Source organism: Vogesella lacus (genome assembly GCF_979366295.1).
Genome location: NZ_CEETQT010000016.1, coordinates 14,198 through 36,374, shown reverse-complemented (window position 1 = coordinate 36,374; position 22,177 = coordinate 14,198). Strand labels below are relative to the sequence as shown.

Annotated in this window: 20 protein-coding genes and 1 tRNA gene; 6 read left to right on the top strand and 15 right to left on the bottom strand. The window is 60.7% G+C overall.

The window, feature by feature from the left end; genetic code table 11:
- Window position 1: 1 nt before the first annotated feature.
- A complete protein-coding gene (gene rpmH, locus ACZ9W6_RS16890) occupies window positions 2-136 on the bottom strand; it encodes a 50S ribosomal protein L34 (protein ID WP_014088860.1) in 135 nt (44 codons plus the stop codon).
- A 404-nt stretch (window positions 137-540) separates the two neighbouring features.
- Here rpmH and dnaA point away from each other — a divergent pair, with 404 nt between their 5' ends.
- From dnaA to gyrB, 3 genes are all read left to right on the top strand, one after another.
- Window positions 541-1,992 (top strand): chromosomal replication initiator protein DnaA, encoded by a 1,452-nt coding sequence (gene dnaA / locus ACZ9W6_RS16885; protein WP_465192355.1) that lies wholly within the window; start codon window positions 541-543, stop codon window positions 1,990-1,992.
- 34 nt (window positions 1,993-2,026) lie between these two features.
- A complete protein-coding gene (dnaN, locus tag ACZ9W6_RS16880) occupies window positions 2,027-3,136 on the top strand; it encodes a DNA polymerase III subunit beta (RefSeq protein WP_465192354.1) in 1,110 nt (369 codons plus the stop codon).
- Between the two features lie 96 nt (window positions 3,137-3,232).
- Entirely contained in the window at window positions 3,233-5,623 is a 2,391-nt protein-coding gene (gene gyrB, locus ACZ9W6_RS16875; protein WP_465192353.1) for a DNA topoisomerase (ATP-hydrolyzing) subunit B, read from the top strand.
- A 510-nt stretch (window positions 5,624-6,133) separates the two neighbouring features.
- Here the strand turns inward: gyrB and ACZ9W6_RS16870 are convergent.
- Together ACZ9W6_RS16870 and ACZ9W6_RS16865 are read right to left on the bottom strand one after the other, a co-directional pair.
- Window positions 6,134-6,610 carry a hypothetical protein gene (locus ACZ9W6_RS16870; RefSeq protein WP_465192352.1) on the bottom strand — a complete coding sequence of 159 codons (477 nt, stop codon included), beginning with the start codon at window positions 6,608-6,610 and terminating at the stop codon, window positions 6,134-6,136.
- 371 nt (window positions 6,611-6,981) lie between these two features.
- Window positions 6,982-7,968, bottom strand: a complete 987-nt coding sequence (locus ACZ9W6_RS16865) for a protein NO VEIN domain-containing protein (RefSeq protein WP_465192351.1) — start codon at window positions 7,966-7,968, stop codon at window positions 6,982-6,984.
- A gap of 74 nt (window positions 7,969-8,042) precedes the next feature.
- On the opposite strand from ACZ9W6_RS16865, the gene ACZ9W6_RS16860 reads away from it, so the two are divergent.
- Window positions 8,043-8,699, top strand: coding sequence for a thermonuclease family protein (locus ACZ9W6_RS16860; protein WP_465192350.1), 657 nt, complete (start codon window positions 8,043-8,045; stop codon window positions 8,697-8,699).
- Between the two features lie 100 nt (window positions 8,700-8,799).
- Here the strand turns inward: ACZ9W6_RS16860 and ACZ9W6_RS16855 are convergent, their stop codons facing one another.
- The 3 genes from ACZ9W6_RS16855 to ACZ9W6_RS16845 all read right to left on the bottom strand — a co-directional run bounded on the left by ACZ9W6_RS16855 (window position 8,800) and on the right by ACZ9W6_RS16845 (window position 11,551).
- The gene (locus tag ACZ9W6_RS16855) at window positions 8,800-9,594 is read right to left on the bottom strand and encodes an ABC transporter ATP-binding protein (RefSeq protein ID WP_465192349.1); all 795 of its coding nucleotides are present in this window, start codon (window positions 9,592-9,594) and stop codon (window positions 8,800-8,802) included.
- Window positions 9,594-10,493: an ABC transporter permease gene (locus ACZ9W6_RS16850; RefSeq protein ID WP_465192348.1), complete on the bottom strand. Its 900-nt coding sequence runs from the start codon at window positions 10,491-10,493 to the stop codon at window positions 9,594-9,596. The genes ACZ9W6_RS16855 and ACZ9W6_RS16850 overlap by 1 nt, the downstream gene beginning before the upstream one ends.
- 89 nt (window positions 10,494-10,582) lie before the next feature.
- Complete coding sequence (locus ACZ9W6_RS16845; protein ID WP_465192347.1) at window positions 10,583-11,551, bottom strand: ABC transporter substrate-binding protein; 969 nt, start codon at window positions 11,549-11,551, stop codon at window positions 10,583-10,585.
- 630 nt (window positions 11,552-12,181) lie between these two features.
- On the opposite strand from ACZ9W6_RS16845, the gene ACZ9W6_RS16840 reads away from it, so the two are divergent.
- Window positions 12,182-15,241, top strand: coding sequence for a transglycosylase domain-containing protein (locus ACZ9W6_RS16840; RefSeq protein ID WP_465192346.1), 3,060 nt, complete (start codon window positions 12,182-12,184; stop codon window positions 15,239-15,241).
- A gap of 79 nt (window positions 15,242-15,320) precedes the next feature.
- On the opposite strand, the gene ACZ9W6_RS16835 is transcribed toward ACZ9W6_RS16840, so the two are convergent.
- Both ACZ9W6_RS16835 and ACZ9W6_RS16830 read right to left on the bottom strand, forming a co-directional pair.
- Complete coding sequence (locus tag ACZ9W6_RS16835) at window positions 15,321-16,313, bottom strand: TerC family protein (RefSeq protein ID WP_465192345.1); 993 nt, start codon at window positions 16,311-16,313, stop codon at window positions 15,321-15,323.
- Between the two features lie 24 nt (window positions 16,314-16,337).
- Window positions 16,338-16,634 (bottom strand): hypothetical protein, encoded by a 297-nt coding sequence (locus ACZ9W6_RS16830; protein WP_465192344.1) that lies wholly within the window; start codon window positions 16,632-16,634, stop codon window positions 16,338-16,340.
- Window positions 16,635-16,741: 107 nt separating this feature from the next.
- Here ACZ9W6_RS16830 and ACZ9W6_RS16825 point away from each other — a divergent pair, with 107 nt between their 5' ends.
- Window positions 16,742-17,617 carry a LysR family transcriptional regulator gene (locus tag ACZ9W6_RS16825; RefSeq protein WP_465192343.1) on the top strand — a complete coding sequence of 292 codons (876 nt, stop codon included), beginning with the start codon at window positions 16,742-16,744 and terminating at the stop codon, window positions 17,615-17,617.
- A gap of 1 nt (window position 17,618) precedes the next feature.
- Here ACZ9W6_RS16825 and ACZ9W6_RS16820 read toward each other — a convergent pair whose 3' ends face one another.
- The 7 genes from ACZ9W6_RS16820 to ACZ9W6_RS16790 all read right to left on the bottom strand — a co-directional run bounded on the left by ACZ9W6_RS16820 (window position 17,619) and on the right by ACZ9W6_RS16790 (window position 22,092).
- Window positions 17,619-18,281 (bottom strand): hypothetical protein, encoded by a 663-nt coding sequence (locus ACZ9W6_RS16820; RefSeq protein WP_465192342.1) that lies wholly within the window; start codon window positions 18,279-18,281, stop codon window positions 17,619-17,621.
- Window positions 18,282-18,323: 42 nt separating this feature from the next.
- A complete protein-coding gene (locus ACZ9W6_RS16815; protein ID WP_465192341.1) occupies window positions 18,324-18,866 on the bottom strand; it encodes a hypothetical protein in 543 nt (180 codons plus the stop codon).
- A gap of 34 nt (window positions 18,867-18,900) precedes the next feature.
- Window positions 18,901-19,104 (bottom strand): SlyX family protein, encoded by a 204-nt coding sequence (locus tag ACZ9W6_RS16810; RefSeq protein WP_465192340.1) that lies wholly within the window; start codon window positions 19,102-19,104, stop codon window positions 18,901-18,903.
- A 70-nt stretch (window positions 19,105-19,174) separates the two neighbouring features.
- Window positions 19,175-19,250, bottom strand: a tRNA-Thr gene (locus ACZ9W6_RS16805).
- An 82-nt stretch (window positions 19,251-19,332) separates the two neighbouring features.
- Window positions 19,333-20,646 carry a Na+/H+ antiporter family protein gene (locus tag ACZ9W6_RS16800; RefSeq protein ID WP_465192339.1) on the bottom strand — a complete coding sequence of 438 codons (1,314 nt, stop codon included), beginning with the start codon at window positions 20,644-20,646 and terminating at the stop codon, window positions 19,333-19,335.
- A 169-nt stretch (window positions 20,647-20,815) separates the two neighbouring features.
- A complete protein-coding gene (locus ACZ9W6_RS16795; protein ID WP_465192338.1) occupies window positions 20,816-21,280 on the bottom strand; it encodes an outer membrane lipoprotein in 465 nt (154 codons plus the stop codon).
- A 104-nt stretch (window positions 21,281-21,384) separates the two neighbouring features.
- Window positions 21,385-22,092, bottom strand: a complete 708-nt coding sequence (locus tag ACZ9W6_RS16790) for an ArsR/SmtB family transcription factor (protein ID WP_465192337.1) — start codon at window positions 22,090-22,092, stop codon at window positions 21,385-21,387.
- Window positions 22,093-22,177 lie beyond the last annotated feature (85 nt).

Here is a 22,177-nt window from a genome sequence, read left to right as displayed (position 1 = left end):
ATTACACAGCCAGGCGCTTGCGGCCTTTGGAGCGGCGAGCGGCCAGAACGGCACGACCACCACGGGTCTTGGAACGAACGAGGAAGCCGTGAGTGCGCTTACGACGGGTAGTAGAAGGCTGATAAGTACGTTTCATGATGAAGTTTTCCTGTTTCGAAACGGAAATAAACGCGTGATTACACCGATAAATGTCGCTTTTGTCAACCGGATTAAGGGTTTGGCGCAGTTCTGCCGGCAAAGATGTCGCATTGCGACAGCATGATCTGGCGCAACAAGCACGCTGCAATCGGGTCGCGATACTGCCATGCTTGTGGATAACTTTGGGTAAAGCCAGTAGAATGGTCAGCCTGCTCGCCCCTGGCTGAAGGATGGTTGATCACCGTCTGGCGGCCAAAGATTGCGCCCCGCCCGGGGCAGGCCTTGGCCGAGCAGCAATCCTATTCTTGCAGCCTGTGGCGATGTGTTACAGGCAAAGCCTGCCGCCCCGACACCTGGCTGTTCCAGCTTTTGTGGCGGCATTTCGTTTTTTATTGAGCATTGATGATAGAACCGGCAAATTTCTGGCCAGCTTGCCTTGCGCGGCTGGAGGAGGAACTTTCCTCCCAGCAGTACAACACCTGGATTCGCCCGCTCTCGGCCGAGGCCGGGGAAGACGGCGTGGTGTTGTATGCGCCCAACCGCTTTATCCTGCAATTCATCAAGGATCGCTTCCTCGCGCGTATCGAGGCATTGGCGGCCGAATTGCTGGGCGAGGTGCCAGTCGAGTTGCGCATTGGCGGGGCGGCTCCGGCTGCACCGGCGGCCCGTAGTGCGGCACCTGCCGCGCCGGCCAGTGCCAAGCCTGCGGCCAACCTGCTGGCCAGTGTCGAAGTCGGTGCCGAAGAAGACAATCGCCCGGTGCGCCAGGGTGCGCCGTCGATTGCCACGCCCAAGCAGACTGCGCTGAAAGCCATCGGTGGCGGCCACGAAAGCACGCGGCTGAATCCGGGCTTCACCTTTGACACGCTGGTCACCGGTAAAGGTAACCAGCTGGCGCGCGCGGCGGCCTTGCAGATTGCCGAAAATCCAGGCGATCCGGCCTACAACCCGCTGTTTGTCTACGGTGGTGTCGGTCTGGGTAAGACGCACTTGATCCAGGCCATCGGCAATCACGTCTATCAGAAGAATCCGGCGGCCAAGATCCGCTACATCCACGCCGAACGCTATGTGGCCGACATCATGCGCGCCTACCAGCACAAGGCTTTCGATGAGTTCAAGCGCTACTACCACAGCCTCGACCTGCTGCTGATCGACGACATCCAGTTCTTTGCCGGCAAAAACCGCACGCAGGAAGAATTCTTCTATGCCTTTAATGCGCTGATCGAGGGCGGCAAGCAGGTGATCATGACCTGTGACAGCTACCCCAAGCAGATCGAAGGCATGGAAGAGCGCCTGATCTCGCGCTTCAGCTGGGGCCTGACGGTCGAAATCCAGCCGCCCGAGCTCGAGATGCGCGTGGCGATCCTGATGAAGAAGGCCGAGGCCGACAATATCAAGCTCGACCCTAACGTCGCCTTCTTCATTGCCCAGAACGTGCGCTCGAATGTGCGCGAGCTGGAAGGCGCGCTCAAGCGCGTGGTCGCCTATGCGCGTTTCAGCAACCAGAGCATCAGCATGGAGCTGGTGAAAGAGGCGCTGAAAGACATTCTGGCGGCCGGCAATCGCCAGATCACCATCGACGCCATCCAGAAAACCGTGGCCGACTACTACAAGATCAAGTTGTCGGACATGCACAGCAAAAAGCGCAGCCGTGATATCGCCCGGCCGCGTCAGGTGGCGATGGCGCTGGCCAAAGAGCTGACCTCGCTGTCCCTGCCGAATATCGGCGACGCCTTCGGTGGCCGTGATCACACCACCGTGCTGCATGCCTGCAAGACCATTGCCGAAATGCGCACCACCGACGAAGACATCGCCAAAGATTACGACGCGCTGCTGGCCATGCTGCGCAATTGAAACCGTTATTGACCTGTAAACCCGGGAGTCTGCAATGCTGATTCTGCAAGCCGATCGTGATGCCCTGCTCAAACCGCTACTGGCGGTAACCGGCATTGTCGAGCGCCGTCATACCCTGCCGATCCTCTCTAATGTACTGATCGAGAAAAAGGCTGACGCCGTCAGCTTTCTGGCCACCGACCTGGAAATCCAGATCACCACGGCCAGCGCGGACGACATCGCCGGCGAACCGTTCCGCCTGACGACTTCGGCCAAAAAGCTGCAGGACATCCTGCGTGCCATTCCGGGCAATCTGACCGTGACGCTCGAACAGCTGGACGGCGGCCGTCTGACCCTGAAAGCCGGCAAGAGCCGCTTCAATCTGCAGACCCTGCCGGCGGACGACTTTCCGCTGCTGTCGGCCGGCAGTGCGGCCAACGCCAGCTTCGAGATCAGCCAGGGCGAGCTCAAGCGCCTGATCTCGCAGGTGCAGTACGCCATGGCCGTGCAGGACATCCGTTACTACCTCAACGGCCTGTTGCTGCAGACCGAAGGCAACCAGGTGCGCCTGATCGCTACCGACGGTCACCGCCTGGCCTTTGCCAGCAGCGAAATCGACGCCTCGCTGGCCAAGAGCGAAGTGATCCTGCCGCGCAAGACCATTCTCGAGCTGTACAAGCTGCTGCAAGACAGCGACGAGAAGCTGACTGTCGAGCTGCTGTCCAATCAGGTGCGCTTCAGCTTTGGCAGCACCGTGATCATCAGCAAAGTGGTGGACGGCAAGTTCCCCGACTACAACCGCGTGATTCCGCTGGATAACGACAAGATCTTCCTGATCGGCCGTGTCGAGTTCTTGCAGGCGCTGCAACGCGCCGCGATTCTCGCCAACGAGAAATTCCGTGGCGTGCGTCTGGTGCTGAACGCCGGCCGCATGTCCATCCTGTGTACCAATAGCGAGCAGGAAGAAGCGGAAGAAGAACTCGAAATCGCCTATCAGGGTGGCACGCTGGAGATCGGCTTCAACATCAACTATCTGCTGGACGTGCTGACCAATCTGTCGGCCGACACCCTGCAGCTGGCTTTTGGCGACAGCATGCGCTCCACGCTGGTGACCATCCCGGACAACAGCAACTTCAAATATGTCGTGATGCCGATGCGCATCTGACAAGGGCTTGCGGCCAACCCTGGCCGCAGACCCGACGTTTTCAATACGGGTGGGGCGTGATGGCCTTGCCGGATGGATCAAGACAAGAGTGGCTTTATGAGCGAACAGGAATACGGCGCGGATAGCATCAAGGTACTGAAAGGTCTGGACGCGGTACGCAAGCGTCCCGGCATGTACATTGGCGACACCCAGGACGGCACCGGCCTGCACCACATGGTGTTCGAGGTGCTGGACAACGCCATCGACGAGGCGCTGGCCGGTCATGCCGACACCATCAAGGTCATCATCCACCCGGATGAATCCATCTCGGTGGAAGACAACGGTCGTGGCATCCCCACCGACATCCACCCGGAAGAAGGCCGCTCGGCCGCCGAAGTCATCATGACCGTGCTGCACGCCGGCGGTAAGTTCGACAGCAACAGCTACAAGATCTCCGGCGGCCTGCACGGCGTGGGCGTATCGGTAGTGAATGCGCTGTCCGACTGGCTGCGCCTGAAAATCTGGCGTAACGGCCAGGTGCACGAAATGGAATTCCGCCGTGGCGACGCCGTTGCCCCGCTGACCATGACCGGCCACACCAACCACCGTGGTACCCAGGTGACCTTCCGCGCCAGCGAAGAAACCTTCGGCAAGGTCGAATACCATTTCGACATCCTCGCCAAGCGTATCCGCGAGCTGTCCTTCCTCAATGACGGCGTGGCCATCACCCTGATCGACGAGCGCAGCGGCAAGGAAGAAAACTTCGCCTTCTCGGGCGGCGTGGCCGGCTTTGTCGGCTATATGAACCGCAACAAGACCCCGTTGCACCCTAAGGTGTTTTACGGTGTGGGCGAAAAAGACGGCATGACCGTCGAAGTGGCGATGCAGTGGAACGACTCCTATCAGGAGAACGTGCAGTGCTTCACCAACAACATCCCGCAGCGTGACGGCGGCAGCCACCTCACCGCCCTGCGTCAGGTGATGACCCGTACCCTCAACAGCTACATCGAACAAAGCGACGTGGCCAAAAAGGCCAAGGTCGACACCACCGGCGACGATATGCGCGAAGGCCTGACCTGCGTGCTGTCGGTCAAGCTGCCTGACCCGAAATTCAGCAGCCAGACCAAGGACAAGCTGGTTTCCAGCGAAATCGGCCCGGTAGTCAACGAAGTCATCAGCGAAGCGCTGAAAAACTTCCTGCTGGAAAACCCGAACGAAGCCAAGATCATCACCGGCAAGATCGTCGAAGCCGCCCGTGCGCGTGAAGCCGCGCGCAAGGCGCGTGAAATCACCCGCCGCAAAGGCGTGATGGACGGCCTTGGCCTGCCCGGCAAACTGGCCGACTGCCAGGAAAAAGACCCGGCGATGTCCGAACTCTACCTGGTCGAGGGTGACTCTGCGGGTGGCTCGGCCAAGCAAGGCCGCGACCGCAAATTCCAGGCCATCCTGCCGCTGAAGGGCAAGATCCTCAACGTCGAGCGTGCACGTTTCGACAAGATGCTGGCCAGCCAGGAAGTCGCCACCCTGATTACCGCGCTTGGCTGCGGTATCGGCAAGGACGAATACAACCCGGACAAGCTGCGCTACCACCGCATCATCATCATGACTGACGCGGACGTCGACGGCGCGCACATCCGTACCCTGCTCTTGACCTTCTTCTACCGCCAGACGCCAGAGCTGGTCGAGCGCGGCCACATCTACATCGCCCAGCCGCCGCTGTACAAGGCCAAGCACGGCAAGTCCGAACGCTATCTGAAAGACGACAGCGAGCTGGATCAGTACCTGCTGCAACTGGCACTGGACAAGGCCGAGCTGACCCCGGCCGAAGGTGCCGCGCCGCTGTCCGGCGACACCCTGGGCGAGATCGCCCGCCAGTACCTGCTGGCGCGTGGCGCGATCGAGCGCGAAAGCCGCGTCATCGACCCGCTGGTGCTGTACGCCATGCTCAAGGTTGGCCGCATTGACCTGGCCAGCGAAGCTGCGGCCAACGCTGCCGTGGCCGAACTCGCCGCTGTGCTGCCGGCCGAGCTGATCAGCCTGCAAACCCTGCGCGACGACAAGAACGACGAATGGCTGATCAAGATCACCCGCCAGCTGCACGGTAACGTGATGGTAACCGTGCTCGACAGCGACTTCCTCGCCTGCGCCGACTACGCCATCCTGTGCCAGACCCGCGACATGCTGCACGGCCTGCTGCAGGCCGGTGCCAGCGTCAAGCGCGGCGAAACCGTCAAGCCGGTGGCCGAATTCGGCGAAGCACTCGACTGGCTGCTGAACGAAACCCGCAAGGGCCTGTCCATCCAGCGCTACAAGGGTCTGGGCGAGATGAACCCCGGCCAGCTGTGGGAAACCACCATGGACCCGACCGTGCGCCGCCTGCTGAAGGTACGCATCGAAGACGCCATGGCCGCCGACGACGTATTCACCACCCTGATGGGCGACAACGTCGAACCGCGCCGCGCCTTCATCGAAAGCCACGCACTGGTGGCGCGCAATATCGACGTGTGATTTGTAGGATCCCGTGAGTCTCTAGATTTTTCCCACTCTTCTAGATTTTTGGGATTCATCTATAAATACTCAGATTGGCAAATGGCCTCCACGATAGGAGGCCATTTCTCATTCTAGGTGGCCGAAAGTCACTCTCTTTACGTCGAAGTCCAGTTCGCTTGTCGGCCAAAGCAGATAGCTATAAACCTATAGAAAATTGCCGCTTTCCTGTTGTAAGTGGCCATAAATTTATCTAGCAAATGTGGGACGATTCAGAGAGATTCAGGCGTTGCGCTGACAAGAACAAGCAGACGCTGCCGTGAGGTTTGCACTTTCAGGTGTCTCTGGCGCGAGTGAAGTAAATTCTTTGCGTATCTTGCTGGCAGCTAGATAGGGTAATGCCGAGCTGATTGTTATAAAAAATCCAAACGCCAATATAAGGCCAATGAAAAAAATGGCTGCAACCTTTTCGCTACTCCAAGATGCAATGGTTTGTAGTGAGTACCCTTGCAGGGTGTACAGGAAGACAGCTCAAACCAGAATAAGCAATACGGCCACGACACCAAGCAAGGTCATCGCCACATATTCAAAGCCATTGAAGTCAGGCACTTTTAGTCCACCAACACCATCCGGCTTCAAGTAATCTTTTGCGAGCCTGATGGTACGCCACGACACATTGGGTGAGGTTTTTTGGTGTAGTTTTACTAGCAGTATCCGCGACTTATGTTCGGCATGAATGCCAGTTGCTTCATGAAAGTAGATGGCGTTGCGCATGTCGGTGACCACTGCCAGCATTTCCGGTTCCTCGCCCTCTTTGGGATGAGTTGCAAGGTAGCCATCCAACAGTTCGCGCCTACGATTACGCCAGAAGTACACCGGTTCGACCAAGTGCGAAAAACCCTTGTAAATCCACACAGCAACCAGCATGACCAACACAATGCTGCACACCGCCGCAAATGGCTGTTCTTGAAGCAACCTAGCAAATGCGCCGACATCCATCAGATTCATATTTGTCCCTCATTCCCCAGAGGGTCTACGGCGCCAGCCCTGATCAAGGCCCTCACCGCGAACCGAAGCGCACTCTCTGTCGACATGCCATGCTTGTCTGTCTGGTGCTCGCCACGCTCACCGTAAACCTTGATATAGCCATCGAACTCTGCGCAACTTATCTCATAGCGCTTACCATCAATCTCGATCACACGTCTCATCACCATCAACCATGTTTATTGCATAAAGCAAATGCAATACTATCTGAATTCATCCTTTTCATATTGTCATTTTCCCCAGATCGGCCAAACGATAGCTAGTGCTGTATGGCATGGATTTTGTCCTCAGTCGGCTAAGTCTCAAACTTAGCCTGGGATCAAAATATCGACAAATCATCGACCTTGCCACGCTACTGGATCTAACCAACAACTCTGATCCAACGCCCCATGCCTTATAAATGCACGGGGCTTTTTGTTGAGTTCGTAGACGCGGAATAGTTGGTATTGGCTGGCGTAGGCTTGTGAAAACTGCAATTCGTTGCGGCTGAGGTAGAACGGGGTTTCTGCGGCCAACGTTGTCGTTTTCACTTCGATAAAGCGTTCTTGCCCGCTGGTTTCAAATGACAAGATGTCATAGCCCGCGCCATCGCCTTGGGTTTTGGCGATGTGTTCGACTTTGGCGGCCAAGTGGTCTTTACCGGCGAGAGACAAGCGTTGTTGTTCAAAGGCGAGTACCAGCTCTTCGCCGGCTAGGCCCAAGGCGCTGTTTTGGGCTTCGCGGGCGGCGTAGTCGATCTGTAAGGTTGGCCGCTTAACTTGGTAGACGGCGGCGGGTTCCTTGGCCGAAGGCTCTGGGGCTGTTTGGATAAAGTCTTGCCACTGCGGGGTGTGGTTTACCACCGGCTTTTGCACGGCGTAGTTGGCAATCAGCTGCTGTAGTTCTGGGTGGCGGTTTAGCCAAATCACAACTTCATCGGCCAAGGCTTGTTGAATATTGGACAGTGGCTTGTAACCGGGCAGCCAGGGCAGGTCGATGTCGCGTAACACCGCGCTGATGTTCTGGTGTTTGAATTCAATCGAACCGCGCGAGCGGCTGATGAGCTTTTGCAGCTCGCGATTGTGCTCGGCCTTGTTGAGCTTTTGTCCGAGTAAGACTTTGCTAAACATCGCCATGTAATCGTTAACGATGAGGGCGATTTCTTCGCTGCGCCAATCCATGTGCTGGGCCATGCTGATTTGTTTTGATAAATGGCTAGAGCGTAATCGCCGCACTACTTGTATGCAATACGGCAATGCCTTTGTTTTGATATTCCCTAAATGAATGCGGCCAACCTTGCCCAAGGTTGGCCGCATGCCGTTTTGGCGGGGCTGGCTTATCATGCGGCTCTGTTAAACGGGGCGTGGCGATGATGGTGGTAACAAGAAAAACGGTCTGGTCTTGGGTGTTGACGGGGATGCTGGCGTGGCCGGCGGCTTTGCTGGCGAAGGAGGCGCAGTTTGCCTGCCGGGTGGTGGCGGTGCCGGATGGCGATACCTTGCGCTGCCAGTCGGGGCTGACGCAGCACAAGATTCGGTTGCATCAGATTGATGCGCCCGAGGCGGATCAGGCTTATGGCCAGCGTGCGCGGGCGGCGCTGGCGGCACGGGTGTATGGCCGGGCGGTGGTGATAGAGCCGCACGAGCGCGACAAGTACGGCCGGCTGGTGGCCAGGGTGTGGCAGGGGGATCGTGATATCAATCTCTTGCAGGTGAGCGAGGGCTGGGCCTGGGTGTATCGCCAGTATGCCGACGAGCCGGCGTATTTTGCGGCCGAGCAGGCGGCGCGGGCGGCGGCCAACGGGTTGTGGGCGGCGGGCAAGGGCATTACGCCGTGGCAGTGGCGGCGTGGCGAGCGCCAATCACGACCGTGGGCCGAGCTGGTGGGGGCACAGTCCGCAGCCGTGCCGGCAACTAAACCTGCCGCGCCACAGGCAAGCTGGGCCTGCGGCAGCAAGCAGCGTTGCAGCCAGATGCAGAGCTGTGCCGAGGCGCGTTATCACCTGAATGTGTGCAAGGTGAAGTCGCTGGATGGCAATAACGATGGCGTGCCGTGCGCGTCGCTGTGCCGTTGATGGGCGAGTGTGAATGGGCTTGCGGCCAACCTTGCTGAAGGTTGGCCGCAAAAAGCAACAAGGCCGCGTAAGCGGCCTTGTTGTTGATGAAGCGCGGCGCTTAGCCCAGCAGCAGGGCGTCGTCGTCGATGGCTTCGCCGCGCGTTTTCTCGAACATCGCCAGCAGGTCGGTGACTTGCATGCGGCTGCGTTCTTCGCCGGCCACGTCCAGCACCACGCGGCCTTGATGCAGCATCACGGTGCGGTGGCCGTGGTCCAGCGCCTGGCGCATGGAATGCGTCACCATCAGCGCGGTGAGTTTATTCTCGTGCACGATGCGGTCGGTCAGCTCCAGCACAAAGGCGGCGGTTTTCGGGTCGAGCGCGGCTGTGTGTTCGTCCAGCAGCAGGATGCGCGAGGGCTGCAGGCTAGCCATCAGCAGGCTTACCGCCTGACGTTGGCCGCCGGACAGCAGGCCCATGCGATCGGGCAGGCGGTTTTCCAGCCCCAGTTTCAGCGTGGCGAGTTTGTCGCGGAACAGCTCGCGCAGTTCGCGGTTCAGCGCCGCGCCAAAGCCGCGCTTCTGGCCACGGGCGTAGGCCAGCGCCATGTTTTCTTCGATGCTGAGGTCTTCGCAGGTGCCGGCCATCGGGTCCTGGAATACGCGGGCGACCATGCCGGCGCGTTGCCAGCCCGGCGTGCGGGTAACGTCCTTGCCGTCAATCGACAGGCTGCCGCTGTCGACGATGACATCGCCGGCCAACGAGTTGAGGAAGGTGGATTTGCCCGCGCCATTACTGCCGATCACGGTGACGAACTGGCCGCTGGCGATTTCCAGCGACAGGCCGCGCAGCACCGGGTTTTCGATCGGGGTGCCGGGGTTGAAGGTCTTGAACAGATTGTCAGCGCGCAGCATCAGGCTTTCCCTCCGGCCTTGCGGGCCATTTTGGCTTTCAGTTTTGGCAGCACCAGCGCAAAGCCCACCAGCAGGGCGGTGATCAGATTCAGGTCTTGTGCTTGCAGACCGATGAAGTCGGCTTGCAGCGCGACGGCAATCAGCAGGCGGTACAGCAGCGCGCCCAGCACGGTGGCCAGCGTGATCACCCATAGGGTGCGCGACGGCAGCAGGGTTTCGCCGATGATGACGGCGGCGAGGCCGACCACGATGGTGCCGACGCCCATCGACACATCCGCGCCGCCTTGCGTCTGCACATACAACGCCCCGGCGGTGGCGATCAGCGCGTTAGACAGTGCCATGCCGGACAGCACCATGCGGTCGGTGGCGATGCCCTGTGCACGCGCCATGCGGGCATTGGCACCGGTCGCACGCATGGCGAGGCCAGTCTGCGAGGCGAAGAACACATCCAGCCCCAGCTTGGCGGCGACGATCACCGCGGCCAGCACCATCGGTTGCACCTGCCAGGCGATGTCGTAGTTATCGCCGATCAGCGGGCTGAAGATGGTCGGGCTGCCGATCAGCGGCATATTCGGCGCGCCCATGATGCGCAGGTTGATCGAATACAGCGCGATCATCACCAAAATCGAGGCCAACAGCTGCAGGATATTGAGGCGCACATTCAGCCAGGCAGTCACCCAGCCGGCGGCGGCACCGGCCAGCGCGGCTATGCCGCAGGCCAGCCACGGGTCGTGGCCACCGGCAATCAGCGTGGCGGCAACGGCGCCGCCAAGCGGGAAGCTGCCATCGGCAGTAAGGTCGGGGAAGTCGAGGATGCGGAAGGAAATCAGCACGCCCAGCGCCACCAGGGCGAAGATCAGGCCGATTTCCAGCGCACCCGTCAGGGCGATCAGGGTCATGATGCAGGTCTTTCAATGACAACGCGCAGCTTGTGGCTGCGCGGTGGGACAGAAGGTTGGCCGCAAGGTATGCGGCCAACCTTGCGGGTTTACTTCACGGTGTCGCTGGCTTCTTTCAGCAGCGCCGGGCTCAGGGTGATGCCCTGCTTTTGCGCGGCGGCAGGGTTCAGTGTCAGCGACAGTTTTTCGCCGACTTGCGGGGCGATGGCACCGGCTTTTTCGCCTTTCAGGATGCGCACCACCAGCTTGCCGGTCTGGCGGCCGATGTCGTAGTAGTTCTGGCCCAGTGCCGCGACTGCGCCGCGCTTCACCGAGTCGGTATCGGCGGCTACCAGCGGCAGCTTGCCTTGCTGGGCAACGGCCACCAGCGATTCATAAGTCGACACCACATTGTTGTCGGTGCTGGTGTAGATCACATCGGCCTTGCCGATCAGGCTCTTGGCGGCCGGGGCCACGTCCACGGTACGCGGGGCCGGCGCTTCCACCAGGCTCATGCCGCGCTTGGCCAGTTCGGCTTTCAGTTCTTTGGCGACGACGACGGAGTTCACCTCACCCGGGCTGTACACCATGCCGACGCGCTTGGCACCCGGCTTTACCTTGCCGATCAGGTCGATCTGCGGTGCCAGCACCAGCTTGTCGGATACGCCGGTGACATTGGTCTTGGAGGGCTGCCAGCTTGGCACCAGCTTGGCGGCAACCGGGTCGGTCACGGCGGTGAACACCACCGGAATACTGCGGGTGGCAGCGACGGCGGCCTGCGCGCTCGGGGTGGCGATGGCGACGATCACGTCCGGTGCATCACCGACAAATTTGCGCGCGATCTGCGCGGCGGTTGCCGGATTGCCCTGGGCGCTCTGGTATTGGTATTTGAGTTGCTTGCCCGGCTCGAAACCGGCGGCTTTCAGCTCGTCCTCGATGCCCTTGCGCGCGGCGTCCAGCGCCGGGTGATCGACAATCGCGGTCACCGCGACGGATTTTTGCTCGGCAGCATGGGCCAGCAGCGGCAGGCTGGCCGCGAGTGCGAGGGCGAGAATGGAGCGGCGAGAAACGACAGTCATGGTGATCCCTTTGTTTTTGTGCGGTATGGCTTCGCGCAATCATATTGCAAAGCAGCAACTGTTTCAGCGCAGCTGCCGCAACAATATTTCAAATACTGTATCCAAAAGAATAAATGTGCTGACTATGCCAAAGTCACAATCCGATTGTTGCCGCTTGACCGCGATATGCAGACAGATGCTGGCAAAGTCGCCAGCCCGGCAGAAAGTCGTTTGGGTGCGGGTAGGACAGTTCCGGTTTTTGCAGAGTGATTGATTACGACACTGACATTGCTGGTGACTGGTCTTAATCTGGTATTTGATTGGTTTTTGCTGGCATTCGTCATATACATGAGGTGCTAGGCTGATAGACACGCCTGTCGTGCAGCAGCAGTCAAAACGGCGCTTGTGTATTTCCCTCTGGTAATTCCGGTGGCAAGCCGGTCTCCTTTCCCGCCTGTGGCCAGCAGGCGGGTTTTTTTATGGCTGCGGCCAAGCTTGGCCGCAGCTTTCCTGCATGGCGCGTGCGGGCTGGCTATGCTGCAAGAAGACAGGCGCGCGCAGGGCTTTTCAGACCCGAGCCGCAGCCTGTTGGCCGCGCTGGCGGCAATGGCATGCAGTCCGAAGTGGCGACCGCGGGTGGGGGGCAGTGTCATGGATAATTCCGAGGCCAAGTTGAAGCCGGTATTTCATCTGCCACATCTGCCGGCCGGGCGCGGGCTGCTGGTGCTGCTGGTGTTGGGCGGTGCGCTGTCCTACTGGCTGTATCAGGAGCTGGACGGCTCGGCGCTGCAGGCGCGCTATTTCAGCAGCGTGGCGCGTGATGCGACCTTTGCCGTGCAGCCGGGTGCCAGCGCGGCGATCCGCTTCCCGACGCCGGGCGGGCCGTATGATCAGCGCCTCGGCTACAGCGGTCTGCCCCGTTTTGTGCCGGCGCTACAAAAGCAGGGTTTCGCGATTACCCGTCAGGCGGTGCAGTCTGATGCCATGCTGGATCTGGCCGATCACGGCCTGACCGCGCCGCTGCTGCCGCTGGGGCTGAATCTGCCTTATGCCGAGAAAGATCAGGCCGGGCTGACAGTGCTGGATGGTCGCGGCCAACCTTTGTATCAGGCACGCTCGCCGCAGCGTGTGTATGCCGATTTTCAGGCCATCCCGCCCTTGCTGGTGGCCAGCCTGCTCTACATCGAAAACCAGAGCCTGCTGCGCGAGGACGAGCCGCAACGCAACCCGACCATAGAATGGGGCCGGCTGGGCGTGGCGGTAGCCAACAAGGCGGTGCATGCCTTTACTCCCGGCTACCGTGCCGCCGGGGCCAGCACGCTGGCGACGCAGATCGAGAAATACCGCCACTCGCCGGGTGGGCGCACCGGCAGCGAGGAAGAAAAGCTGCGGCAGATGCTGTCGGCCTCGGTGCGTGCCTATCTGCACGGCGAGGAAACCCTGCCGGCGCGGCGGCAGCTGGTGTTGCACTATCTGAATACCGTGCCGCTGTCGGCGCGCAGCGGCTTCGGTGAAGTCGCCGGCATCGGTGACGGCATGTGGGCGTGGTATGGCCGCAGCTTTGCCGAGGTAAACCGCGCGCTGGCCGACAAGTCGCCGGTGGCGCTGAGCGAACGTGCATTGCTGTTCAAGGAGGCGCTGAGCCTGATGATTGCGCAGCGCAGCCCGTCCTACTATCTGTTTGAAGACATCAATGTGCTGCAGGCGCTGACCGACAATTATCTGCAGTTGATGGCGCGTGACGGCCTGATCAGCGCCAGTCTGTTGCAGGCGGCGCTGTCGGTGTCGTTGCAGCAGGAGCGCAGCCGCGGCGGCCGCACCTTGGCTGCGCCGGCCGAGCTGAAAGGGGCCAACTCGGTGCGCTTGCGGCTGGCCAGCCTGCTGGGCATCAATCGCATGTACGACCTTGACCAGCTGGATGTCACCGCCAGCAGCACGCTGGATGCGACGCTGCAAAAAGAGGTAACGGCCGCCCTGCGCCAATTGCGCGATCCGGCCTACGCCAGGGCGGCGGGGCTGATGGATTTTCGCCTGCTGCAACAGGGCGCGCCCGAGGGCGTGACTTACAGCTTCACTCTGCTGGAGCGCACGCCGCAGGGCAATAAGGTGCGGGTGCAGGCCGACAATTTTGATCAGCCTTTCGATATCAATGATGGTGCCAAGCTGGATCTTGGCTCGACCGCCAAGCTGCGCACGCTGGTGACTTACCTGAAAGTGATCAGCGATTTGCACGCGCATTTCGCGGCGCAGGATGAGGCTGCATTGGCCAAGGCGGCTGATCAGACGAGTTTGCCGCTGCTGACGCGCTGGGCGATCGACTATCTGCGCAATAACGAAGACCACAGCCTGACAGCGATGTTGCAGGCGGCGATGGCGCGCGAGTATGCGGCCAACCCCGAGGAGCAGTTTTATACCGGCGGCGGCCTGCACAGCTTTGTCAATTTCGACAAGGAAGACAACAGCAAGGTGATGTCGGTGAGCGAGGCCACCCAGCGTTCGGTCAATCTGGTTTATATCCGGCTGATGCGCGATATCGCCCATTATTTCGAGTCGCCGGTCGGGCTGAAAACCAGCCCGCCGGATGATCGCGCCTATCTGCAGCGCTTTGCCGATCAGGAGGGGCGGGCATTCCTTTTGCAGTTCTACCAGCAATATCGCCGCAAGCCGCTGTACGAGCTGGATGCGCAACTCGGTCAGCGTTTTGCCGGAAATTACCGTCATCTGGCACTGATTCACCGCACCTTGCAGCCGCAGTCGACCTTCGAGCTGTATGCCGACTATGTGCGCCAGCACTATCGTGGCAGCGAGGCACCAAGTCAGAAGACCCTGCTGCGGCTGTATGCCGATTATTCGGCCGGCCAGCTGAGTCTGGACGACAGGGGCTATCTGCTGAAAATGCACCCGCTGGAGCTATGGCTGCTGGCTTACTGGCACCAGCATCCGGGGGCGAAATGGCAAGAGCTGGAGCCGGCCAGCAAACCGGCACGGCAGCAGGCTTACAGCTGGCTGTTCAAACGCTACGAGCGCGAGCCGCTGGCGGTGGCCTCGCGGCTGCGCCAGATGCGCGAGCAGGATGCCTTCGCCCGCATTCATGCGCAGTGGCGCGAGATGGGTTATCCGTTTGAACGGCTGGTGCCATCCTACGCCACGGCGCTGGGGGCCTCGGCCGACCGGCCGGCAGCGCTGGCCGAGATGATGGGCATCCTGTCGGCTGACGGCATGCATCTGCCGACGGTGTATCTGGACAAGCTGCACTTTGCCGCCGCCACGCCTTATGAAACCGAGCTGCAGCGCCAGCCGCAGGCCGGCAAGCGGGTGCTGCCGCCCGAGGTCGCCCAGGTGGTGCGCGATACTCTGCAGCAGGTGGTCGAGCAGGGTACGGCGCGGCGGGTCAGCCATGCTTTTGATCTGGCGGATGGCACGCCCATCATCATCGGCGGCAAGACCGGCACCGGCGATCATCGTTACAAGACTTTTGCCAAGGGCGGGGTGCAGACCGGCGAGCGGGTGGTGAGCCGAGCCGGTGCGTTTGCCTTCTATCTGGGCGATCGCTACTTCGGCACCATGGTGGCCTATGTGGCGGGTGAAAAGGCCGGCAACTATCGTTTCACCAGCGCCTTGCCGGTGCAGATCGTGAAAAACATCGCGCCAGTGCTCAATAGCCGGCTGGCGCTGGCCGAGTCTTCGCGCTTGCGGCCAACGACGCGTTGAGGTTTTCGTCCGCCCAAGAAAAAAGCCCCCGCCGAAGCGGGGGCCAAGCAACAACTCCAACGGAGAGGAGGAGAAAACGTCAGCGATCGTGGCCTACGGCAACTTCGCGGGTGCGATACAGCGAGTACAGTACGCCGCTCGTCAGCAGGGTCAGGGTCAGGCCCAGCGACCAGGCAGTCGGGATCTTGAAATCCACCATGCCGATGCCGTTGAAGTAGACCAGCGACACCTTCACACCGATAAACACCAGTACCAGCGACAGCGCATACTTCAGGTAGTGGAAGCGGTGAACCATCGCCGCCAGCGCAAAGTACAGGGCACGCAAACCAAGAATCGCGAAGATATTCGAGGTATAGACAATGAACGGATCCTGCGTGATGGCGAAGATGGCCGGGATGCTGTCTACCGCGAAAATCAGGTCAGCGCTTTCTACCAGGATCAGCGTCAGCAGCAGCGGGGTTGCCCACCAGCCACGTGCCAGACCGTGTTCTTCACCGCGTACCCAGAACTTTTCGCCGTGCAGGGTCGGGGTGAAACGCATGCGGCTTTTCAGCCAGTTGTACATCTTGCTGTTATCCAGCGAAGGCTCATCGTCACTGGACATCAACATCTTGATACCGGTAATCAGCAGGAAGCCGCCAAACAGCGCCAGAATCCACTGGAATTCGGCCACCAGCATCGCACCGATGCCGATCATGATTGCCCGCAGGAAGATCACGCCGAGAATGCCCCAGAACAGCACGCGGTGCTGATAGATGCGTGGAACGGCCAGGCTGGTGAAAATCAGCGAGATCACGAACACGTTGTCCATCGACAGCGATTTTTCTACCAGATAGCCGGTGATATAGGCCATGCCGGCATCGGAACCCTTGTACCACCAGATCCAGGCACCGAAGGCGAGGCCGATGGCGATATAAAAGGCCGACAGCTTCAGGCTTTCGGCCACGCCGATTTCTTTCTGCTCCTTGTGTAATACACCCAGGTCAAACGCCAGCAGCATGCCGACGATACTCATGAACATCAGCCACACCCACAAGGGGTAGCCGATGAAGGCCATGGTCAGAAATTCCATTTAAATCCTTTCCGGAGCAGGTAATCAGTTGGTGAGACTGCCCAACCAGGCAGACAGGGCACCCAGCAAATCCGTGAATGCCTGCATGGTCTGCGGGGTGGCCAGCACATCCCACAAGGTAAACAGCAACCAGATCACGAAAGCTGCGGCCAACATGCCGAACAGCAGCAGGGCACCGAGTACCACGGCGGCAATGATCAGCAATTTACGGATCGGCAGATTGCGCAGTGCCGGCATGCCCTGTTTCAGTTGCGGGCCGGCCAGTTGCATCAGGCGTGGACCAAAGTGCTGCAGCAAGGCAAGGACGATACGGCTTTTCATGATGTGGCTGTCTTTCCTCTGAATGATTCGGGTGCCGCCACTATAGGCAAGCACGGTTCCATGAAAAAGCAGAGTAAAATGAAGTTTTATTCAGAGAAAAACTGAAGATGAGCCAGCTGTTCAACTATCGGCATCTGTATTACTTCTGGGTGGTCGGCAAGGAAGGCGGCATGGCCAAGGCAGCGGCCAGGCTGGGCATGGCGGTGCAGACCGTCAGCGTGCAGGTAAAAGAGCTGGAAAAAGCGCTCGGCTATACCTTGTTGAAACCGGCTGGCCGCAATCTGGTGTTGACCGAAGCCGGCCAGCTGGTGCTGGAACAGGCCGAGGCGATTTTTCAGCTGGGCGAACAGCTGCCCGAGCGCCTGCGCCGCGAGATGCTGGGCGCGGGTGTGCGTTTGCGCATCGGCACCTCGGATGGTCTGCCCAAACTGATGGTGCAGCGCCTGCTGGCACCGGTGCTGGGCGACAAGTCGATGCGGCTGCAGATGGATGAAGGCGAGTTCGAAGATCTGCTGGCAGATCTGGCCTTGCACCGGCTGGATGTGGTGCTGGCGGATCGTCCGGCGCCGGCCAACCCCAATCTCAAGCTGTACAGCCACTTGCTGGGCAAGTCCGAGCTGGCCTGGTTCGGCACACCGGCCTTGCTGGCGGGGCAAGACTTCCCGTCCGGGCTGGCAGATCTGCCGCTATTGTTGCCCAGCAGCCATGCAGCGGTACGGCAGCGGCTCGATCAGTGGTTCAGCCTGCAGGGCCTGTGGCCGAATGTGGTGGGCGAGTTTGAAGACAGCGCGGTGCTGAAAACCTTCGGCACCAGCGGGTTGGGCGTGTTCCCGGCCCCCTTGCTGATGCAGGACGAGCTGGAAAACCGTTATGGTCTGCAGTTGTTTGGCCACTGCCAGGGGGTGGAGGAGCAGTTCTACGCAATCTGCGCCGACAAGAAAGTGCGCCACCCGCTGGTGCAGCGTCTGCTCGATCAGGCCTGAATCACAGGCTGAAATCAGCGGTCAGCGTTTCGCGCGGCAGATTCTGTGCCTCGCTTAGCGGTGCGCAGTCACTGGCGCTCAGGTGGCGCAGCCGGGGCTCGTCAAAGCGGGCGGCACCGGTCACGCTCAGCGTGAGTTTTTCGCGTCGTGGCAGATCATCAGCCCGGCCGGAGAACTGCGGCTGGCCATCCAGATTCACATAAATGAACGGCCCGCAGACCGTCAGCTCCAGCTGGCGGGTCTGGCCGTAAGGCAGTGCCAGTGGCACGCTGCCGGGCTTCAGGCCAAACATCGGCAGGTGACGAATCAGGATCAGGCGCTGGTTGGCCGCATGCAGGGTGAGGCCGAAATAGCGATTGCCCTGACTTGCCAGCATCACACTGGCGGCATAGCCGCGCTCGGGGGTGATGGCAACATTCAGCTGATAGCGTTCCGGCAAGGGTTTACGGGATTGCAGACTGGCCGGCAGGCCACCGGCGCAGGCCCGCGCATCATTGCTGGCGGGGGCGCAGCTAGCCAGCAGCTGGCCATGTTCATCGACTTGCCATTGGCCGCGCTGGATTTGCCAGCGGCCATCAAGCAGGGTGTTCTGGGCGGGGGGCAGGCTGCTGCAGGCGGCCAGCAGCCCGATGACGGGAATCAGGAAAACGTGTCGGCTAATCATGCCGTCATGATAACCGGCAGGCATGTTCCATGTGAAACCGGATCACTCTTCCCACGGCCACCAGTCGGGTGAGGGCTTGAGCGCACTTTCCGGATACATGGCGAACAGGTTGGCCGCAATACGCTGCGGATTGGCGACGCCGTGCTCGCACAACCAGTCATCCAGCGCCTCGATCTGCTCGTCGCGCTTCATCAGCCGGTACAGCAACGCCCAGTCTTCCGGCATGCACCAGTTCAGGCCATCGGCCTGCCAGATCGCGCTGGCGTCAAACGGCCAGCAGAACTGGCCCTTGGGCAGGCGGATCACCATCTCGGCAATCAGGTCGATCAACAGGCCGTCAGCCGTCTGCAAGCGCGCAAAATGGCGGGTCGCATAATCCGGATGCGGTGCCGGCGTGATATCGCTGGCGTGTTGCAACAGGATGGTTTTCAGCGCGGCAAAGTCGGCAGCGGTGGTGACGATGTCCAGATCACGCGGCTCGTCGACCAGATCCAGCTGCTGCAATAGCGTGCTGCCACCGATGGCCCAGCTCAGGCCGGCCAGTTGCGGGGCGAGGGTGGTGATGAAAGTACGGGGTGTGGTCATCTCGGACGGTTCCTTGCGGCCAACCTTGGCAGCATCAGTAATGCGGCGGGATTTCGTCGCGCAGCGAGCGCTGCTCGTCGTGCTGGTTGCCGGCCTGTTGCATGCGGTACAGGTGGCGCAGCTGTTCCTGCAGCAGGTCGATTTGCTGCTGTTGGCGGGTGATGGTGAGATTCAGGGCGTCCAGCAGGTCATCCTGCAGCGCAACCTTGATTTCCAGTTCGGTCAGACGCGATTCCATGGCTAGCCTCGCTCAAATGCGGATGCACAACGGAAAACGGGGTTTCCATTACTGGAAACCCCGTGAATCCTGGTGCCGGCGGCAGGAATCGAACTCGCGACCCCCTGATTACAAGTCAGGTGCTCTACCATCTGAGCTACACCGGCGAAGAGGTGCGTATTATTGCCGATGATTTTTAATCTGGCAAGCCCCGGCATGAAAAAAATCATGCCGGGGCGATGAAGTTACTTACAGCACCATCGCTGCCAGCCAGCCGGCGGCCAACAGCGGCAGGTTGTAATGCAGGAAAGTCGGAATCACAGTGTCGCGCATATGATCGTGCTGCTCATCGACATTCAGGCCGGAGGTCGGGCCCAGTGTCGAGTCGGATGCCGGCGAGCCGGCATCGCCCAGCGCGCCGGCAGTACCCAGCAGCGCGACGGTAGCGAGTGGCGAAAAGCCCAGTTGCTGGCACAGCGGCACAAAGATCACCGCCAGAATCGGCACGGTAGAGAAGGACGAGCCGATGCCCATGGTCACCAGCAGGCCGACCAGCAGCATCACCAGCGCCGCCATCGCCTGGTTGTGGCCGAACAGCGCTGCCGAATGCTCGACCAGCGGGGCGATCTGGCCGCTGGCCTTCAGCACCTCGGCAAAGCCCTGGGCGCTGATCATCACGAAACCTATCATCGCCATCAGGCGGATGCCTTCGCTGAAGACATGATCGGCTTCCTGCCATTTCAGCGCGCCGCTGGCGAGGAACAGCAGAAAACCGGCCAGTGCGCCCAGCAGCATCGAGTCGCTATACAGCTGTACGCCGAACGCCAGCACGATGGCGACGGTAGCAGTCAGCAAGCCCTTGCGGCCAACCTTGGCGTGGGTGCGTTCGGCCTGTTCGATCTTGCCGAGGCGATAGTGGCGTGGTGCGCGGTAGCTGACAAACACCGCCACCAGCAAACCGGCCAGCATGCCGGCGGCCGGAATCGCCATCGCATGCATCACATTGATGCCGGCGGTGCTCATGCCGGCTTTCTCGATATTGCCCAGCAGGATCTGCTGCAGAAAGATCTCGCCAAAGCCCACCGGCAGCAGCATATAAGGCGTCACCAGACCGAAGGTCAGCACGCAGGCCACGGCACGACGGTCCAGCTCCAGCCTGGCCATCACATACAGCAGGGGCGGAATCAGCAGCGGAATGAAGGCGATATGGATGGGCACCAGGTTCTGGCTCATCACACTGACGGTGGCTAGCAACAACAGCAGGCTCCACTTCAGCTTGTGGCGGCCGTCACCATCCTGCAGGCGGCGGATGGCGGCATCGGCCAGCGCATGCGGCAGGCCGGATTTGGCAATGGCCACGGCAAAGGCGCCGAGCAGGGCGTAAGACAGGGCAACCGAGGCGCCGTTGCTGATGCCGCGGTTAAACGCCGCCAGCGTGGCCGCCAGATCCAGCCCGCTGCACAGGCCGGCAAAAAGCGAGGCGACGATCAGGCTGATGACCACATGCACGCGGGCCAGACTCAGGCCCAGCATCAGCAGAACGGCAAGCAGTATTGCATTCATTTGTATATACAAATCCTTGATTCGATTGGGAAAAGGGTCAGAGGCTACCGGACTGGGCGGCGTCTGTCGAATCAGGGAAAACACCTATGGCGTGGCGAGCAGGCAAAAAAAAAGCCTCCGCGAACGGAGGCAAACGCACACTTGGAGGAAAGGAACAAGCAAAAAACAATCAGCGTGGCAGTACTCGCGCACTGCCGCCACCGGTCAAGACCTTGACCAGCTGGCCAGCGGCAAGCGGCACATCGGCCTCTTGCACAATGGATACGGTTTTGCCGGAATCGAGCTTCACGGTCAGCTCGTAGGCATCTTTGGTGTTGTTGCGCTGCGCGGCTTCGGCACTCATGCCGCCTATCATCGCGCCGACAATGCTGCCGGCTACCGCGCCGCTACCCTTGCCGATATTGCTGCCGGCAAGGCCGCCCAGCGCCGTGCCGCCGAGGGTCAGCAAATCGTTGGTATTGCCTTCCATCTTCACCACTTTGACATCGAGGATGCGGCCGAACTCGACCTGATGCATCTGGCGCATTTGCGACTTGCTGTAGACCTGGGCCGAATCGGAGCTGCCCATGCCGGCACAACCGGTCAGGACAAGCGCGCCGGCCAGTGCGGCCAACAGGGGTTTGGAAGCAGACATCGGATCACTCCTGAAGCAATGGTGCTATTGGAGCATAGACGCCTGTTAATGTTGTTTGGAAAGCATTAAGGAATGCTAAATGCCGGCGTGGCGGCTGCCGCGGCTCAGGCGTTTGCAGTCGCCTGCCAGCCGAAGTGCTGCAGCATGAAGGCGAGCCCCGCGGGCGGAATATCCAGCGCGCGACCATCGCTGCGCCGGATAGCAAAGCCGCGCTGCAGGAAGGCGGCACAAATCGCCTCGCCCAGCGGGCCGGCCAGATGATCGTGGCGCTCGCTCCAGTCTAGACAGGCTCGCGCCAGCGGGCCACGCCCCAGGGTGTTGATGTCGATGTCCAGATTGGCCAGCAGCCATTGCCGGCCGCTGGCGCTGACCTCGAAACGCTGATTGGCCTCGTCGCGCAGCAGCCAGCCTTGCGCCTGCATCGCCTGGCACAGGCCGACACCCAGCCGGCCGGCCAGATGGCGATAACAGGTACGTGCCTGACGCAGGGCGGCATCACCCTTGGGTTTCAGCCGCAACTGCTGGCGGTCCAGCCCGTGTGCGGCCACCTGCAGGGCCTCGATCGCCCGTGCGATCTCGCCATCCGCCAGCGTGTAATAGCGAAAGCGCCCGCGCTGCTCGACGCGCAGCACCCCGCCATCCAGCAATCGCGCCAGATGATTGCTGGCAGCCTGCGCCGACAGCCCGGCCGCGGCGGCCAGATCGCTGGCGGGCAACAGCCGGCCATCCATCAGCGCCAGCAGCATGCGGCTGCGGCCGGGGTCGGCCAGCAGATTGGCCAGGCGGCTGATATCGGGGGCGGATTCACACATGGTCGTGTCCTGCAAAAACGGTATGGCAGCTTAACACGCGGCTGGCGGCCAACGTTTCAGCACGGCGTGAAACATCCGGGCCGCG

Coding starts and splice junctions, on each gene's coding strand:
- rpmH (WP_014088860.1), bottom strand. CDS start 136: ATGAAACGTACTTATCAGCCTTCTACTACCCGTCGTAAGCGCACTCAC.
- dnaA (WP_465192355.1), top strand. CDS start 541: ATGATAGAACCGGCAAATTTCTGGCCAGCTTGCCTTGCGCGGCTGGAG.
- dnaN (WP_465192354.1), top strand. CDS start 2,027: ATGCTGATTCTGCAAGCCGATCGTGATGCCCTGCTCAAACCGCTACTG.
- gyrB (WP_465192353.1), top strand. CDS start 3,233: ATGAGCGAACAGGAATACGGCGCGGATAGCATCAAGGTACTGAAAGGT.
- ACZ9W6_RS16870 (WP_465192352.1), bottom strand. CDS start 6,610: ATGAATCTGATGGATGTCGGCGCATTTGCTAGGTTGCTTCAAGAACAG.
- ACZ9W6_RS16865 (WP_465192351.1), bottom strand. CDS start 7,968: ATGATAAGCCAGCCCCGCCAAAACGGCATGCGGCCAACCTTGGGCAAG.
- ACZ9W6_RS16860 (WP_465192350.1), top strand. CDS start 8,043: ATGCTGGCGTGGCCGGCGGCTTTGCTGGCGAAGGAGGCGCAGTTTGCC.
- ACZ9W6_RS16855 (WP_465192349.1), bottom strand. CDS start 9,594: ATGCTGCGCGCTGACAATCTGTTCAAGACCTTCAACCCCGGCACCCCG.
- ACZ9W6_RS16850 (WP_465192348.1), bottom strand. CDS start 10,493: ATGACCCTGATCGCCCTGACGGGTGCGCTGGAAATCGGCCTGATCTTC.
- ACZ9W6_RS16845 (WP_465192347.1), bottom strand. CDS start 11,551: ATGACTGTCGTTTCTCGCCGCTCCATTCTCGCCCTCGCACTCGCGGCC.
- ACZ9W6_RS16840 (WP_465192346.1), top strand. CDS start 12,182: ATGGATAATTCCGAGGCCAAGTTGAAGCCGGTATTTCATCTGCCACAT.
- ACZ9W6_RS16835 (WP_465192345.1), bottom strand. CDS start 16,313: ATGGAATTTCTGACCATGGCCTTCATCGGCTACCCCTTGTGGGTGTGG.
- ACZ9W6_RS16830 (WP_465192344.1), bottom strand. CDS start 16,634: ATGAAAAGCCGTATCGTCCTTGCCTTGCTGCAGCACTTTGGTCCACGC.
- ACZ9W6_RS16825 (WP_465192343.1), top strand. CDS start 16,742: ATGAGCCAGCTGTTCAACTATCGGCATCTGTATTACTTCTGGGTGGTC.
- ACZ9W6_RS16820 (WP_465192342.1), bottom strand. CDS start 18,281: ATGATTAGCCGACACGTTTTCCTGATTCCCGTCATCGGGCTGCTGGCC.
- ACZ9W6_RS16815 (WP_465192341.1), bottom strand. CDS start 18,866: ATGACCACACCCCGTACTTTCATCACCACCCTCGCCCCGCAACTGGCC.
- ACZ9W6_RS16810 (WP_465192340.1), bottom strand. CDS start 19,104: ATGGAATCGCGTCTGACCGAACTGGAAATCAAGGTTGCGCTGCAGGAT.
- ACZ9W6_RS16800 (WP_465192339.1), bottom strand. CDS start 20,646: ATGAATGCAATACTGCTTGCCGTTCTGCTGATGCTGGGCCTGAGTCTG.
- ACZ9W6_RS16795 (WP_465192338.1), bottom strand. CDS start 21,280: ATGTCTGCTTCCAAACCCCTGTTGGCCGCACTGGCCGGCGCGCTTGTC.
- ACZ9W6_RS16790 (WP_465192337.1), bottom strand. CDS start 22,092: ATGTGTGAATCCGCCCCCGATATCAGCCGCCTGGCCAATCTGCTGGCC.